The sequence below is a fragment of the Bacillota bacterium genome, assembly GCA_013178125.1.
Classification (GTDB): Bacteria; Bacillota; SHA-98; order Ch115; family JABLXJ01; genus JABLXL01.
Genome location: JABLXJ010000033.1, coordinates 1 through 14,171 on the forward strand (window position 1 = coordinate 1; position 14,171 = coordinate 14,171).

Consider the following 14,171-nt stretch of genomic DNA (forward strand, 5'->3'; position numbering starts at 1 on the left):
CTGGATGCCAACGGAGAACTCCATGAGTATGCGTCAAAGAGAATCACGTGGAAGATCAGGACTGACGCCAAGGTAGTAGCCCGGGTCAAAGAGAGGGTATTGGAAGATCCAGAAGGGTGGCTACGTAGGGCTATTCCTGCATTATATGGGCCACATGCAAATAGGCCATGGGTGAGAGCGATTCGGGAGCTTTTGAGTGGGAAGGGGGCTGTGATTTAACACAGAGGGTGGCGGGGGCTACTCTATTTCGAGGGGCCAATCCACACAACGGGATTAGAATATCATCTCGTCTAGGAGGATGCGACGTCCCTCGCACCGGACAAGGTCAGGGGACCCAATGATAGTTGGCCGCACGTCAAACCAGTCCCTCCCGCCAGACGCGGTATAAATCATGTAATAGCGGCCATCCAAGAGGGTGATGCGTGGATCCTCCACCCCCCCACATCTCCTGGCTGGTCTCCCCCACCAGGATAGGCGCGTTGTATCTTTTGAAGTGTATGCCGTCTGTGCTCACGGCATAGCCAATCGATGAAGTGTACTTGTGCTCCTCGACCGGACGTTCAAGTCCAAGACAAAAAGGCTTGTCGGTGGCCCGGTACCAGACGTGGAATAACCCGTCGCTGTAGATCGCAGCACAGTTGAATACGGCTGCCGCCTTCCAGGGGTGATCGGGGACCGGGCGCAGAATCGGCTCCCTGCCCATCCTCCTAAGCTTGAACACCAGGGGTTCCCTGCCTCTCCCTATCATAGGCGCTCGATGAAAACCGCCCTGCTGAAGACTACGCTCCGGACAGGGTATGGATATCCCTGAACCGGCGCGTAAATATTCTAGCATAAAGAAAGCTGGATTCAGGTCTCTTGCGAAGGCTTGATTGAGGAGAATTAATTTTTTGCGCAGAAACACTGCGCCGCGAGTGGATTCCCCTGCACTCCGGGCTAATTCCGGCCCAGGCCCGGGTCAACCGCTCCGGGTCTGGGCCCGCTGCCCCTGGCCCGCAGGCGGTCTCAAGTCCGTCAACAGCCTCAGGCCCGCCAACAGTCTCAAAACGAGAACTTCACCCCGGTGATCAAGGCCTTTGAACCCTTGAGCATCCCGAATTCGCTATCCTCGCAGCCCGCAAAAAACGCACCGCCGGCCCAGATATCCATCGATTGGCTAAGATGATAGGTATACCTGGGTGCAATGACCGAGCTTTTGTCGTCCAGGTTAACAAGACCTGTGAGCTCTACCTCGTGATCATCATTGGGGGTATACCGGACAACCCCGAGGAGGTACTGCCCGGCCTCGCGCGGGCCCGGCTTAAACCAGTACGGGCTCAAAAGAGAACCAGAACCATTGCAGATGTACTGGGCCATGGCGTAGATGTTGTTTTCAAAGTTCCGGTCTCCACCCACGACTGCCTGGAGGTAAGGCTCGTTGGATGAGAATGCGATGGCGCGTTCATCCTCCAGGCCGGCGACCCTCTCCGGCCAGGTGTAACTTGCCTCTCCCCACAGGGTATAGTCGCCTATGACGCCCGTGACAGTCGCCCCCAGCCGGGTCAAGCGGCGGTACTGGGAGTGGGGCTGTAGCTCCATCACAGGCCGTTCATAGGAATCGTAGGCCAGCGTCCCACCAGGGGTGAGTTTGGGCTCGACCCTGGCCCAAAGCACGGGATAGTCATCCCAGCCCTTGAAAGCACTGGCGTAGACATCCCAGCCGCCTACCCTGGTACCTGCCCTCCCCGCGACCTCAAGCAGCTGACCAAGACCCGTGGGCCTCTCAGGTGCCGGGAATCCACCCGGCGCCTCCACAATCAGCCCCCCCAGGCTAAGACTTGCCTGACGGGCTACCCCTTCCAGGATTTTAGCCTGCATCTCCGAGGGCACAGGAATGTCCTGCAGTTTAGGATCCAGCACGAGGACACCTCCGGTGTCACCCCATGATGTATAGCCAGTGCCATAGACAGCTGGCACCGGGATGCCCTTTATCTCCATTTCCCCCATCATATCCTCAGGATTCAAGACCTTAATGGGGTTTACATAGTTAGTCGGATTCACGCCGTAGGCGGTGCCCCAGCTCACTACCTGCTGGCCTACCCTGAGATCCAGGCTCTCGCGGTAGAGATCGATGTAAGCCTCTCCGAGCTCGAACAGGTCGCCCGAGCCTTCGATCAAGTCATAGGACCCGTTGAACGAGATGTAGAGATGACCAAAGGGCGCCGGCATCCTCCCGGCAAGATCCCCGTCCAAGGAGATATCATAGCCAAGCCCGTTTCGGGTGAGCTCCCCGTTCTTCAGGGATAGCACGAAATCCTTTGTGACTTCGCCCGAGAATGTCATCCCACCCTCTCCGGCATGCACAACAGGTGAAGCGCCCAGGGCAACCAGCAAGACAGCCAGCCAAAGCATCGCCCCATTCAACGCCGAGCCCCTGGCCGCATGTGAACGAGTTTTTCTCATAAACCATACTCCCCTCATGAACAAGACCCCCCTTGGCGTCGCAATAACGGCAGTGCAATAACGGCAGTGCAATAACGGCTTGACATCCCTATAAAGGGCCGGCTCTAACCGGCCCGTATCAGGCCCGCTCTAAGTAGCAGTCTACTTCCTGCGGAGATACCGCATGCTGAAATACTCGTCGGCCACCTTTTCCTCCTTTGTCTCGATCAGCACGACAGTAGTCTTGGTCCCGCCAAGGATGTCGCTCATAATGAGCCTACGCGGCTCCCACTTACCCTTTTCATTCTTCCTCAGGTCCGAGTTGGCCAGGACCTTCTTAAGTCTCCCGTCGACGTCATAAAACTCAATCTTCAACGGGACGAACTCATCCTGCCACACCCACATCTTGAGGTAACTAAAATCGCTATCACCTTTGGGCGAAAGGCGCAGCACATAGCATTTGCGTCCATCCAGGGTCTCATCTGGCAGCCGCTCCGCCCGGTAGTCTTTCTTGTAGGAAGATGCGCTGCCTATCTCCTCGTAGGTGAAGTCTGTGCCCATAAACTTCTCCCGGGTAGCGCTCCCGGCCATGCGCCTCTCCCTGCCGAGGGCCGGCATGAAGAGCCACATCTGGGCGTCTGAACCTTCCTTTGTTATGCTCAGGAATTTCGTGCCCGCCACGTCGGCCGGAGAGAGGTATTCGACAAGCTGTTTATCGCTCCCGTCGGGGTCTTCCCTGCGGAATACCCTGAGTTTGTAAGTACGCTGCTGGCCACGCTTATTCTCGGTTATGAGGTCGATCGTAGCGGTGCCGCTCCCGGTGAGGGCGAGGTTATTCTCAGTATGGTCCAGTATCTGGTCTGCCGTTAGTCTCTCAGCAGCACAGGTCGTCACGCGAAACTGCATGCCGGCCAGCATCAATAGGCCTAGGCCCAGGCCAAGTGTCACAATCCATTTGGGACCTAGTAATGGCCTTGATAGAGTGGATGTCCTGTAACTCGATTTCAGAATGCCCACTTCCGGTTCCTCCTTCAGATGCCTCTATCCTTTCCTTAAGCGTCATGAGCAAAGGTCATGACCCTCTTGCCGCTACCGGGCCCGTCGTCTCCCGGAGCCTGGAATACGCCCGCTTTCCGAGGACCTGGCGTTCGCCGAGCAGCCTCAAGACGGAAGGCAGCACTATGAGGGCCCCTAATGAACTCGTCGCCATAGTGCCCGCCACCAGTGCTCCGAAGACCGAGATGGCATGGAAGCTCGAAAAAATGAGCAATCCAAATCCGATCGCCATGGTCGCTGCATTGAAGAAGATGCCCCGGCCCGTGGAGCCCACCGCGCTCATTATGGCTTCCCTTTTATCTATACCACTACTAAGCTCGAGACGGTAACGACTGATGAGGTGAATTGAGTAGTCTATCCCGATCCCTATGCAGATACCTGCTATCATCATTGTCACCACATCGAGAGGGATTCCCATGTAGCCCATGACGCCGAAGTTTATCACCACGGTGAGAACAAGGGGTATCAGGCACAGGCTCCCCAGAAAAACGGAACCCATTATAATGGAGACCACGACCCACACCCCGAGCATGGACCAAAACAGGCTCTTGAGCTGGCTGTCCATAAACCTGTCCATAAGCCTCATCATTATCTTGGGCAACCCCACCACCTTCGCCGTTGCGCCGGTCCCATCAAACTCCCTTTTTACCAGGTTTTCCGCAGAATCGATTATGCCCTTGAGCTGCGATGTCGGGACATTGGCCAGGCTTGCGGTTATAAGCGCCTTGCGGAAATCATAGCTCACCATGGAATCGAGCCCGCCCCCACTCTGCATAGTAAACAGGAGAAGCTCTTGTGCTACCGCCTCATGGGTATTGGGGATTACCTCATAGGCCTTGTCGTCCCCGTGCAGGGCGCAATTGACTTCCCGGATGAGGTTCGCAACCGAGGTCGAGTTGCTTACTTTGTCGAGAGAGTCCATCTCACCCTGTAGCTTTAGCATTCGATTAAGAATGGCCGGGTCCTTGATGCCGTCCTCACGCCCTGAATCGACCACAACAGAGAGCCTCATCGTGCCCCCGAAATCTCTCTCGACTATGTCGGTCCCCTTGACCACAGGGCTATCCTTCCTGAAATACTGCATTATGTTGGTCTCGATGTGTACCTTGGGAATACCGACAGCAAACACGACCAGAACCACTATCGCCCCGGATATGATGGCCCGCGGCCGGCTGGTGACCAGCCGGGCCGTTGCCTCGAGAATAGCCTTAAGCCCGAAGCCGCCAGCGGCCTCCTTGTGAGCATGCCCCGGTACGCGACTGGCAGCCCCTTGTGCCGGAAGAGCCCGGGTATGCACACCGGGCGAGGGAAAACAGATGGCAAGGCACGACGGGATCAAGGTCAGGGAGATTACCATATTGAGCATAATGCCTATCGCTGCAAAGATACCGAATTCCTTTACCGGGGGAACAAACGAGGACACTAGCGACCCGAAACCCACTGCCGTGGTGAGAGATGTCATCAATATGGGATTGGTGAGCTCCACTACCACATCAGCAATGGCTATGTCGGGTTGGAGCCCCTTGTTCACCTCCTCGTGGAACCGGTTGAGGATATGGATGCCGGCTGCGCTGCCCATTGCTATCAGGATAATGGGAAGGATCATTGAAACCATGGTGATGTTGTAGCCGAGAGCGGCCATGAGTCCCACAGTCCACACTATGCTGGTGATCACGCTGGCGAGGAGCACCAAGACGTCCAGCAGGCTCCGGAAGCTCAGGTAAAGCGCCAGGACTATCGCAGCCAGGACCAAGGGGAAGAGAAAACGCAGGTCACCTCGCATGTTCTTTGAGGCCCAATAACCCATGTAGGCCTCCCCTACCACATAAATTTCCTCCGGCCCCTTCTCCCGGTTGGCCAGGGTCTCCACTTCCTGGGCAAGTATCTCTGCCCTCTTTGTGGCTATGATCCCAGGCTCCAGGGTCACGATAATCGCCATGGCCCGGCCGTTAGAGGCCACCAGAGACGCGCCCTGTTGCGAATCTTCCAGGCGTTCGCGAAAGGCCCTGATTTCTTCCGGCGTCTCGGGAAGTGAATCCACTATCGGCTGGATCTCGATGCCAAGTTCTGAGCCTTTGATCAGGTCCACATTGAGCGGGCTCATCACTTTCTTTACCCCGTGCAGACGCGAAATTTCCGTGGTAAGGCGGTCGACCTTGACAAGGGCATTCCTGGTAAAGATGTCCCCCTTGAGCACCACCATCATGATTTCCTGTGAGCCGAATTCTTCTATTGTCTCCTCGAGCTCTTTGATGATGGGGTCGTTCTCGGGAGCCAGGTCCTTTGTATTGGTTACAAAGCGTATCCGCGGTATATACACGGCAAAGCCGACAGTAATGGTAACAAGGATGGCGATCACGACGCGTGGACGCCTCACTATCCATTGGGCCAGGTTGCGCACAGGCTATATACCCCCTGTCGTGCTGATTTGCACGGGATCTTGGGAACGCCGGACTATTCCGCGAAGGTAGAGCTCAACCACCTGTTCTATATCCTCTTTGGATAGGGAACGCCCTTCCCTGATGAGCCAGTGGAATGCCAGGAAATTCGTCATTCCCTCCAGGGCATACGCAGCAAGCCGAGGGGCAATCTCTCTGAACTCTCCTCGCTTAATTCCCTCATCTATAACATGTTCGATCAGGGTTATGATTTCGAGTCTTGCATCCCTGGTGCGCCTGTCGAGCTCCTGCCCCAGGTGCCCAACCTCGCCGAACATGACCGCAAGGAAGTCTCGGTAACAGCTATATAGCTGGAAGTGCAGCGCGATAAGCTCTCTTAACTTGCTGGTGGAGCCGGCCTTCTCCTTGAGTTTCCCATCGAGAAAAGCCTTGACCGCCCGCATCCGGTCCTCAATGAGAGCGACAAAGAGCTCATTCTTGCTTGCAAAGTAGAGGTATACAGTCCCTTTGCCAACGCCCGCGACCTCTGCTACCTCCTCGACGGTAGCCCTGTGAAATCCCTTCTCGGAAAAGACCTTCTGGGCGGCATTCAGTATTAGCGAGCACTTATCTTCGTCCTTTTTCGTCGCTGAACCCCCCTCGACGCCCTGAACCTGGCACTAAGTTTGGCCCCAAGCCCGAGTCCGACCCCGGGCCCGACCCTGAGCCTGGCTCTAAGTCCCGCCTTAAGTCCGCCGAGCGCCCGTTATCTGACTGACCGGTCAGTCTAATACTATAATATACCTACAAAGGGAAGATTTCAATACGGGTTCCTTCCGCGGTCAAGGTTGCGTCAAAGTCATGACTAGACTTCAGGAGAAGGGATGAGCTATGGCTAACGCAAGCTAATTATTATGGAGTAAGGCTGACTCTCATAAGCCCAATATCTCCAGGTATCGGGAAATCTGGACATAGTGAATTGGACTTGCATTTGGTTTTCTTTCTGCAAGCCCTATGGAACAGGGAAGGCCTTCTCCGGCCGGGGCAGTCTTATGGCCGGGCATGGATACGGAACGGGAAGGAAGAGGCAAGCATAGGGGTTACCACCCTTCCCGATGCGGTGGAGCTATCTTACACACTCCGACCGGGGACGGATGGTGAGGAGAGGGTGCGCTATAGCGTGCCTATCACGTGGACTGAGTGCAATTACGGAGGCCGGAGGCCCTGGTTTGTATGCCCTAAATGTAGTCGGCGGGTGGGGAAACTGTATCTTTACTTGGTAAGTATTTCTTGTGCCGGCATTGTTGGGGTCCAGTCTATGAAAGCCAGCGGGAGGACCGAGCCTATAGGTTAATGCGCAAGGCACAGAAGATACGGCGTAGGTTGGGCGGGAGCCCGACGCTGGGGGACCCTTTCCCTGACAAGCCCAAGGGAATGCACTGGAATACCTACCGGCGATTACTGCGGGAGATCGAGGAGGCGGAGTGTGGATCTATTTCTGAGGCCTTAGAGAGATTCAAACGTTAAGAGGCGGGTACAGTGTCATAGGGGGGTGTTTGTAGTGGTGAAAGCGGACAAAACCCGACAGCTAACTATAGAGCAGCAGAATGCTATTGACCTGTTGCTGCAGGGCAAGAGCGACCGGGAGGTAGCGGAGGCCGTAGGGGTGAGCCATCAGACCGTGACGGAATGGCGGAATAACAATGCTGTATTTGTAGCAGAGTTGAATCGGCGCCGTCAGGAGACCTGGGGCAGCCAAATCGAACGATTACGCCAGTTAGTAGCGCAGGCGGTGAGTGTTCTGGAGGAAGGCCTGCAGCAGAAACAGGACCTCAGATTGAGGCAGGCCGCGGCGGTGCATATCCTGCGGGCTATAGGCTTGTATGGTGTTAACCTGGCCCCCAAGGGCGCGACTGACCCGGAGGGCATAGAAGCTGAGTGGGCGAGCACTAAGGCCTTAGCAGAATCCCTAAAGGAACTATCCCGGTTAACGGCGTAGTTGTCCAAAAGTATACCGAAAGTTGCAGGGGGTTCCCGGCCCGGCGCCGAGCGGTAGACGGTGCCCGATATCTTGGTGATAGACTAATGATGAGCTGGGTTGCCCACAAGGGATGCCAGGGAGGGGAAAATCATGAAGCGAGCCGTAACCGTGCTTACTACGTTGATGGTGTTTCTGATAGCTACTGGCAGCGCTGCAGCTGACTGGCGAGACGCAGGTATACCAGAGGAAAAGAGAATGCGAAGCGTTCATGTTTTTGAGTATGTCATCGACGACGGGACGGTCACCCAACGTATCTTCGTTCCTGAACAGGTGGAGCTGGGTGGCATTTTGGCAGTAAAGATCCTCTACTTGAAGGCGGCTAACGGCCAAGACCGGCCTTTTGTCTGGAAGTTGTCCGTTGTGGGTATAGCTTCCAACGGCGTCGAACTCTCACTACTTAGTGGGAGAGTCGATCGATATATGTGGGATCAGACCCAAAAAGAGTCGATCAAAGATAAGCCGCTACTACATTTATGGCTTCTTTCTATTGAGCAGGAGAATGAAAAGCGGGACGTACGTCTCTCTTACAGCGTTGATGCGGGAACGATCCGTCTCTTGGTGTCTGGGTTTCAGGAGGTGATGATCGCAGTTCACCCACAAGATTCGTCGTACTTGACCACAGAAGCATGGCTTCTGCAATGAGGGAGCTGTCAGTGCCATTAACAAAAGCTGGAGGGATAGGCCCTCACAATCTCCATAGCCCGGCCATTCGGGACCGGGTGGGTGGTAGCGTGTATGCAGCCGCGAAATTGGGAAGGGAGGGCCAAGACTCTATATCTATGGCACGGGCTTTCGCGCCTATCTTATTGTGTTTTTTGGGTCTTTTGGGTATAACGGAGCATGAGTCGCCTGTAGCTTTTTGCTTTCTTGAGCAGCGATTCCACGATGAACCGGGCGGTGTGCTGGAACCGGGGAAGAAGAAACCATGGTAAAAGCGAGACAGTCTTTTTGCACACCGGACATAGGAGCCGGCGAATCATTACCACCAGTTCGAGATCTCTCGAAGGAAGCCCATTTCTTGAGTACCAGCCGTGTCCCTGGGGATTCGTCCGGGCTCCACAGACAGGGCATTTTTCTAGAACTGGCCATCTCACTTCCTGGTACTTCTGGGAGTATTCTTGCGGTGTCATGTTGACTGGAACTACAATCTGCAACTTGATCCCTCCAAAGCAAACTTAAAAAGCTTTGCCACTTTGTTTTCGAGAGGGGTTTTACACAATGCCAGAGTATTTTGAAAGAGGTATGTCTTTAAGAGGGTACGCTAATGTGCAAAGTCACACTTAAAGGAGGCCAGTTACCCGTGTCAAAAACGAAGATCCTCACTGACAGTGCATGCGATATTGAGCCGTCCTATCTGGCAAGTCTTGGTATAACAGTGGTACCTCTCACCGTGCATTTCGGCTCTGAGTCATACCTAGATGGCTATGAAATACGCGGAAAACAATTCTGGGATAAGCTCCGGGCCTCCCAGGAGATTCCGCGCACATCCCAACCTCCCGTAGGGGCGTTCAAAGAAGCTTTCGAAAGGTTGACAGCTGATGGTTCCGGGGTAGTAGTCATTCTCTTGTCGGCAGCCCTCAGTGGGACTTATCAGGCAGCTACATTAGCGGCACAGGAACTTCCTGACCGGAAGATCGCCATTATCAACTCGAAAACTGCATCAGTGGGATACGGCCTTGTTGTATTGGAGGCAAGGGATCTTGCTGAAAGCGGCGCTACGTTCGAGGAAGTGAAGAATGGCGCTCAAAGTATGGTAGATAGGCTCCTGACAATGTACTCCGTTGATACTCTGGACTATCTCTACAAGAACGGTCGAATTGGGAGAGCCAAGCATTTCTGGGGTTCAATCCTAAACGTGAAACCCATCCTCAAGCTGGATAGCGAGGGCTACGTTTCAGGGGTCGAGAGGGTCCGGGGACGGTCTAAGGTCATCCCGAGGATGATTGAACTTGCCGGTGAGGAGATCCCTTTCGGCACTAAAGTCAAACTCGGCATGTGCCATGGAGACGTTCCCGATGAAGGGGCCAAACTGGTCGCGGCAGCTAAAGAAAGATGGCAGGTCCTACGAGTAGTCGAAACTGAAATCGGCGGGGTAATCGGCACACATAACGGGCCGGGGACATTGGCTTTGATCCTTCTTCCCTGCTGAAACCTGACGGCGCAGGCCGGTTGTGACAGGTCAACAAGATGGACGTCCTTGAACCACCTTCCACTTGCCGAGCCTGGTCGGCGCCGTTGATGTAAGCGAAGAGCGCTGGGCGGTCCTCGTTTAACCGGCAAGGCTTCGCTTATCCATCCCAAGTTGGGACAGGTTGTTTTTAGTTGGGTTTTGGGGTGGCTGTTAGCTTGGGGAAATTCCCAGCGGAGGCTTGGAAACCTTCGAAGCGTTACATAGCGTTACAGCGAAGGGGGATAGGCCCTCGCAATCTCCACGGCCCGGCCATTCGGGACCGGGTAGGTGGTAGCGTGTATGCAGCCGCAAATTTCGCTAGGGGGGTATGATGGTGAATCGTCCTTTTTTGTTGACTTTTCATACTAGTATATTATGCTAATACTAGTAATTTTGCTGATATTAGCGCAGAATACTAGTATGGAGGCGCAACCATGAAAAAGCGGGTAATGCTTTATCTTAATGATGATGACTTTCGTAGGCTATCCTCTCTGGCGAAAAAGGCGGGTACGTCTATGAATGCCCTGGTGGTATCCCTGCTGTGGCAGGCTGATATGCCAAAACGAAAGGCAGGAGAGGCCCTGGAGTATGTCTGCAGGCGGTGCGGGCGAAAGATTCTGGCCGATGTCGCCGATGTAATGCCTCCCGATGAATGCCCTTACCCTGCGTGTGGCGGCGTGCTGGCTCCCACAGGACGGGGGCTTACCCTCATAGTAGGGCGTATCGAATAGGCCTGTAACGCGCAGAAAGGCCTCTAGGACGGGCGATAATGCGCGGGGTAGGTAGATTTTATGATTTTATCGGCCATTGTAGGGCATTCTGGTGCGTGCAGGGGGCCTCCGGGACGAAGAGGGATGGACGCAGGAGAGGATCGCGGTGGAAGCGGGCGGGCTAACCGATTTCCCTCCGAATTCTCGTGGTGACCAAGGTACCGGTTCCTATCCGATTTTGCGGTGGTCGCTGTTTCGTGCTGTTCTCAGCGAGCAATGGACCGAATTTCATTCGAATTCTTGCGGCCGCGTCCCGTTGTTTCCGCGTTGTTCTCAGCGAACCCGTTTCCCTCGCTTTTTTCGGCGTCCATTTTCAGCCCATTTTTGTGGGAGACCTGTTTTGTCCTGTTTCATCGGCGACCGTTTCCCTCCGTTTTACGGTGTCCAGTTTCCATCCAGATCACGGTCTTTTTTAGGTGTTAGGTGTCCAATTTTGTAAACCTCTTGTTCTCAAATTCCCGTGAAGACGGTTATCTGTTTGGTTATCTGTTTCGAGATTGTTTACGATACCCCAGAGACCCACTAAAAGACCCTTAGCATGCCCCGGGTTGCCTTCTACGGAAGGCGGTAGGGCGATTCTACTTACTCACAGGGGTGCGTTTAATACCCCCCTATTGGGAAAGACGACTCTTACCCAGGGACCGGGCGGGCACGTTCAAAGACCCTGGAAGGGGTTTGTTCACGACCGGGGGTAGTGAACCCCCATGTGGATTCATGCTGGGTTAGCGAAGGGGGGCGAGAGTGACAAAATTGGACACCTAAAAGGAGGCGCACTTCTTACGATACGCAGGAGGCCATCTAGCGTGTCCGTGGTGAGCATGCAAACGGGTTGTATTTCCCAAAATAGGACGGGCCGCTATAGGTAAAGGATAGCGGAATGACGAATACTGACAGCAAAAAGGGAGGTGTTCTTATGGCTAAGTGGGAGAGATACATAGTCTACCCGTTGCTATTTGTGGCGCTGTTCTTCGGAGTGGTTCGCGAAACGTGGGTACTACAGGCAGCAGAAAGCATTGTTGATGAGATACGGGCTCGGCGCATGGTTGTGGTTGATGAAGCCGGGCGGGAACTGGTGGTGCTTTACACAAACGAGGACGGCGGATAAGTCGAGGTGGTTGGTAAAGAGGGCAAAAAGCAAGTGGCACTAGGCGCGACGATAGTGGGTGGGAAAGTTCAGATGTTCGATGAAAAAGGGAATCAGGGGGTGCACTTGGGGGTAAGCTCGGTTCTTGGTGGGGGGCCTTATACTATCTGGCCCAGAGCACACACAGGGCATGTTTCTAGGCGATCACATCAGGCTGGGCAACCCAGAAGGCAAGACAGGGGTGTTGCTGGAGGCGGCGAAGGACGGGTCGTTGCGACTGGACGACCCAACGGGCGAGGCGGGGGTGCTACTACGAGCAAGCCAGCATGGCGGTGCAGTTGGGGTGTACAACCAAACAGGCAAGCTAGGGGTGGCGCTGAGTGCAGTGAAGGAGGGCGGATTCGTAAGCATACACAATCCCCAGGGAGTTTCAGCAGTGACAATCACTCAAGATTCCGTAGTACCTGAGAATAATGATTGGAAAGCCTTTAAACTAACTGCTCGTCTTAATACAGGAGGATGGGCTTTAGCACAGAAGTTAAACCAAGTGTCATTTACTGTTGTGCCATCTGTTGTAGATAGACTTAAGTTAGAGGCGCAGGTTAATACAACATGTCAACCCTCTTGGAATTTTTATCTTGGGCAAGGTAGATTCTCGGTATCAGATAGAGAGGTTAGGGCGGCATATGAGGAAGCAGGTAATTATGTATTTGAGGAATACATTCAGCCAGTGTTTTCCCAAGTATCTAAGAATGAGGTGAAGATAACGTTTTTCATTCAAAGTTATGAGGTAGGCACTTGGCGTAACGGGGTTATGAAACTCAAAGGGGAATGATAGGTATAGGGGGGAAGGGGCCTCCAGGAGCCCATAGAAGGCCCTTAGACGCGAGTTTTAGGACAGGCTAAGGGGGGGTTTACCCGCCCTGGATGTAAAGGCCAGCAGGAGCGAAACTAGAGGCCGGGAGATTGAAGGTCACTTTGACCCTGAAGCGGGTAGGGTTTTGGGGAGTTTCGGGAGACATAAAAAAGCCGGGGGAGCGGTCCGGGTATACGGGAAATAGGAGGGTACTTTTTGATAGTGCCCTTTATTTTTGTACAAAACCGAACAGTTTTATACGACAGAGAGGGATAAAAATGGACAAAAAAGTGTTGACATAGACGGCTGAAAGGTTTACAATATGGCTTTAGAGGGACAAAGAAGGGAGATAGCGGCATAGAGAAAGCCGTGTGCTACATAAGGGTTTCCACAGGGGAATAGGCTAGGGTGGGGTTTCCCTGACAGCCCAAACGGAAGTTATCCGGGAGGAAGGAGTTTCGGCAGCTAAACCTCTGGCTACCCGGACTGGCGGAGAAAGACCCTTGCAACTAGTAGCCCGCAAGAAGGTTAAGCATGTAGTGGCCCTGAAACTAGACCGGCTTTTCCGGGATGCTGAAGATGCACTGCACCAAACTAAGGCCTGGGATAAGGCCGGGATAGCCTTGCACCTGGTAGACATGGGCGGGCAAACTCTCAATACCGCAACGGCTTGGGGCGATTTTTCTTGAACATGATGGCTAGTTTTGCTGAGCTGGAGCGGAACCTCATAGCTGAACGAACCGCAACGGCCCTGGCGCATAAGAAGGCCCATAGGGAAGCATACAGCCCTACTCCATGGTTTTGACCGCGTAGAAGGTGCCCTAATTGCAAACGCCGAAGAACAGAAGATTCTGGCGCAAATATTCGCCTGGAGAAAAGCAGGATGGACCCTGCGAGAAATTGCAGACGAATTGAACCGGCAAGGAATCCCTACAAAACAGGGCGGGCGATGGTATGCGTCTACAGTCCGATATCTTTTGTAGAACAATCTTTATGAGGAGGTGGCCTAAATGGTTGAAAGACTCTTAACTCCAGAAGAGGCAGCTGACAGGCTGGCAGTAAGCCCTAAGAGCATTCGGGAATGGCTACGGCGAGGAAAACTCAGAGGTGTCAGAGCAGGGCGCCTTTGGAGGATAAGGGAGCGCGACCTGGAGGCCTTCCTGGACCCTGTTCTTCAAGCATTAAAGGCTGCTCCAGAAGATGATGAGCCATTAACGCAGGAAGATAAAGAGGCTATTGCCGAAGCGGAAAAAGCCATAGCCCAAGGGAAGACAAAGCCCTGGGAAGAGTTTAAAAGGGAACTGGGATTATGAAACTTGAGATAACCGAACCGGCCCAGAAAGACTTTGCTAATCTTGACAGGAAAACACAAAGGCGGATTAGGGCTGCTTTGGA

Annotated in this window: 16 protein-coding genes and 1 pseudogene; 9 read left to right on the forward strand and 8 right to left on the reverse strand. The window is 54.0% G+C overall.

Going from position 1 to position 14,171, the window contains the following annotated elements; translation table 11 throughout:
• Positions 1–273: 273 nt before the first annotated feature.
• The 7 genes and pseudogenes from HPY71_14625 to HPY71_14655 form a co-directional block, all read right to left on the reverse strand.
• Positions 274–435 (reverse strand): hypothetical protein, encoded by a 162-nt coding sequence (locus HPY71_14625; protein ID NPV54727.1) that lies wholly within the window; start codon positions 433–435, stop codon positions 274–276.
• The gene (locus tag HPY71_14630; GenBank protein ID NPV54728.1) at positions 356–748 is read right to left on the reverse strand and encodes a hypothetical protein; all 393 of its coding nucleotides are present in this window, start codon (positions 746–748) and stop codon (positions 356–358) included. Before HPY71_14630 ends, HPY71_14625 begins: the two co-directional genes overlap by 80 nt.
• A gap of 293 nt (positions 749–1,041) precedes the next feature.
• Entirely contained in the window at positions 1,042–2,442 is a 1,401-nt protein-coding gene (locus tag HPY71_14635; protein ID NPV54729.1) for a hypothetical protein, read from the reverse strand.
• Between the two features lie 141 nt (positions 2,443–2,583).
• Entirely contained in the window at positions 2,584–3,438 is an 855-nt protein-coding gene (locus tag HPY71_14640) for an outer membrane lipoprotein-sorting protein (GenBank protein ID NPV54730.1), read from the reverse strand.
• Positions 3,439–3,493: 55 nt separating this feature from the next.
• Positions 3,494–5,878 (reverse strand): RND family transporter, encoded by a 2,385-nt coding sequence (locus HPY71_14645; protein ID NPV54731.1) that lies wholly within the window; start codon positions 5,876–5,878, stop codon positions 3,494–3,496.
• Between the two features lie 3 nt (positions 5,879–5,881).
• Positions 5,882–6,319 carry a hypothetical protein gene (locus HPY71_14650; GenBank protein ID NPV54732.1) on the reverse strand — a complete coding sequence of 146 codons (438 nt, stop codon included), beginning with the start codon at positions 6,317–6,319 and terminating at the stop codon, positions 5,882–5,884.
• A 12-nt stretch (positions 6,320–6,331) separates the two neighbouring features.
• Positions 6,332–6,472, reverse strand: a pseudogene (locus HPY71_14655) (helix-turn-helix transcriptional regulator).
• A gap of 947 nt (positions 6,473–7,419) precedes the next feature.
• Here HPY71_14655 and HPY71_14660 point away from each other — a divergent pair.
• Both HPY71_14660 and HPY71_14665 read left to right on the forward strand, forming a co-directional pair.
• Entirely contained in the window at positions 7,420–7,854 is a 435-nt protein-coding gene (locus HPY71_14660; GenBank protein ID NPV54733.1) for a helix-turn-helix domain-containing protein, read from the forward strand.
• 132 nt (positions 7,855–7,986) lie between these two features.
• Positions 7,987–8,538, forward strand: coding sequence for a hypothetical protein (locus HPY71_14665; protein ID NPV54734.1), 552 nt, complete (start codon positions 7,987–7,989; stop codon positions 8,536–8,538).
• A gap of 161 nt (positions 8,539–8,699) precedes the next feature.
• Here HPY71_14665 and HPY71_14670 read toward each other — a convergent pair whose 3' ends face one another.
• Positions 8,700–9,050 carry a hypothetical protein gene (locus tag HPY71_14670; GenBank protein NPV54735.1) on the reverse strand — a complete coding sequence of 117 codons (351 nt, stop codon included), beginning with the start codon at positions 9,048–9,050 and terminating at the stop codon, positions 8,700–8,702.
• A 146-nt stretch (positions 9,051–9,196) separates the two neighbouring features.
• On the opposite strand from HPY71_14670, the gene HPY71_14675 reads away from it, so the two are divergent.
• The 7 genes from HPY71_14675 to HPY71_14705 all read left to right on the forward strand — a co-directional run bounded on the left by HPY71_14675 (position 9,197) and on the right by HPY71_14705 (position 14,089).
• Entirely contained in the window at positions 9,197–10,045 is an 849-nt protein-coding gene (locus HPY71_14675) for a DegV family protein (GenBank protein NPV54736.1), read from the forward strand.
• Positions 10,046–10,500: 455 nt separating this feature from the next.
• A complete protein-coding gene (locus HPY71_14680) occupies positions 10,501–10,797 on the forward strand; it encodes a hypothetical protein (protein ID NPV54737.1) in 297 nt (98 codons plus the stop codon).
• 952 nt (positions 10,798–11,749) lie between these two features.
• Positions 11,750–11,941 (forward strand): hypothetical protein, encoded by a 192-nt coding sequence (locus tag HPY71_14685; GenBank protein NPV54738.1) that lies wholly within the window; start codon positions 11,750–11,752, stop codon positions 11,939–11,941.
• Between the two features lie 169 nt (positions 11,942–12,110).
• Complete coding sequence (locus HPY71_14690) at positions 12,111–12,755, forward strand: hypothetical protein (protein ID NPV54739.1); 645 nt, start codon at positions 12,111–12,113, stop codon at positions 12,753–12,755.
• 440 nt (positions 12,756–13,195) lie between these two features.
• Positions 13,196–13,465 (forward strand): recombinase family protein, encoded by a 270-nt coding sequence (locus HPY71_14695; protein NPV54740.1) that lies wholly within the window; start codon positions 13,196–13,198, stop codon positions 13,463–13,465.
• 42 nt (positions 13,466–13,507) lie between these two features.
• Positions 13,508–13,759, forward strand: a complete 252-nt coding sequence (locus HPY71_14700; protein NPV54741.1) for a hypothetical protein — start codon at positions 13,508–13,510, stop codon at positions 13,757–13,759.
• A gap of 27 nt (positions 13,760–13,786) precedes the next feature.
• Complete coding sequence (locus tag HPY71_14705; GenBank protein NPV54742.1) at positions 13,787–14,089, forward strand: helix-turn-helix domain-containing protein; 303 nt, start codon at positions 13,787–13,789, stop codon at positions 14,087–14,089.
• Positions 14,090–14,171 lie beyond the last annotated feature (82 nt).

Coding starts and splice junctions, on each gene's coding strand:
- HPY71_14680 (NPV54737.1), top strand. CDS start 10,501: ATGAAAAAGCGGGTAATGCTTTATCTTAATGATGATGACTTTCGTAGG.
- HPY71_14635 (NPV54729.1), bottom strand. CDS start 2,442: ATGAGAAAAACTCGTTCACATGCGGCCAGGGGCTCGGCGTTGAATGGG.
- HPY71_14685 (NPV54738.1), top strand. CDS start 11,750: ATGGCTAAGTGGGAGAGATACATAGTCTACCCGTTGCTATTTGTGGCG.
- HPY71_14650 (NPV54732.1), bottom strand. CDS start 6,319: ATGCGGGCGGTCAAGGCTTTTCTCGATGGGAAACTCAAGGAGAAGGCC.
- HPY71_14665 (NPV54734.1), top strand. CDS start 7,987: ATGAAGCGAGCCGTAACCGTGCTTACTACGTTGATGGTGTTTCTGATA.
- HPY71_14690 (NPV54739.1), top strand. CDS start 12,111: ATGTTTCTAGGCGATCACATCAGGCTGGGCAACCCAGAAGGCAAGACA.
- HPY71_14705 (NPV54742.1), top strand. CDS start 13,787: ATGGTTGAAAGACTCTTAACTCCAGAAGAGGCAGCTGACAGGCTGGCA.
- HPY71_14630 (NPV54728.1), bottom strand. CDS start 748: ATGATAGGGAGAGGCAGGGAACCCCTGGTGTTCAAGCTTAGGAGGATG.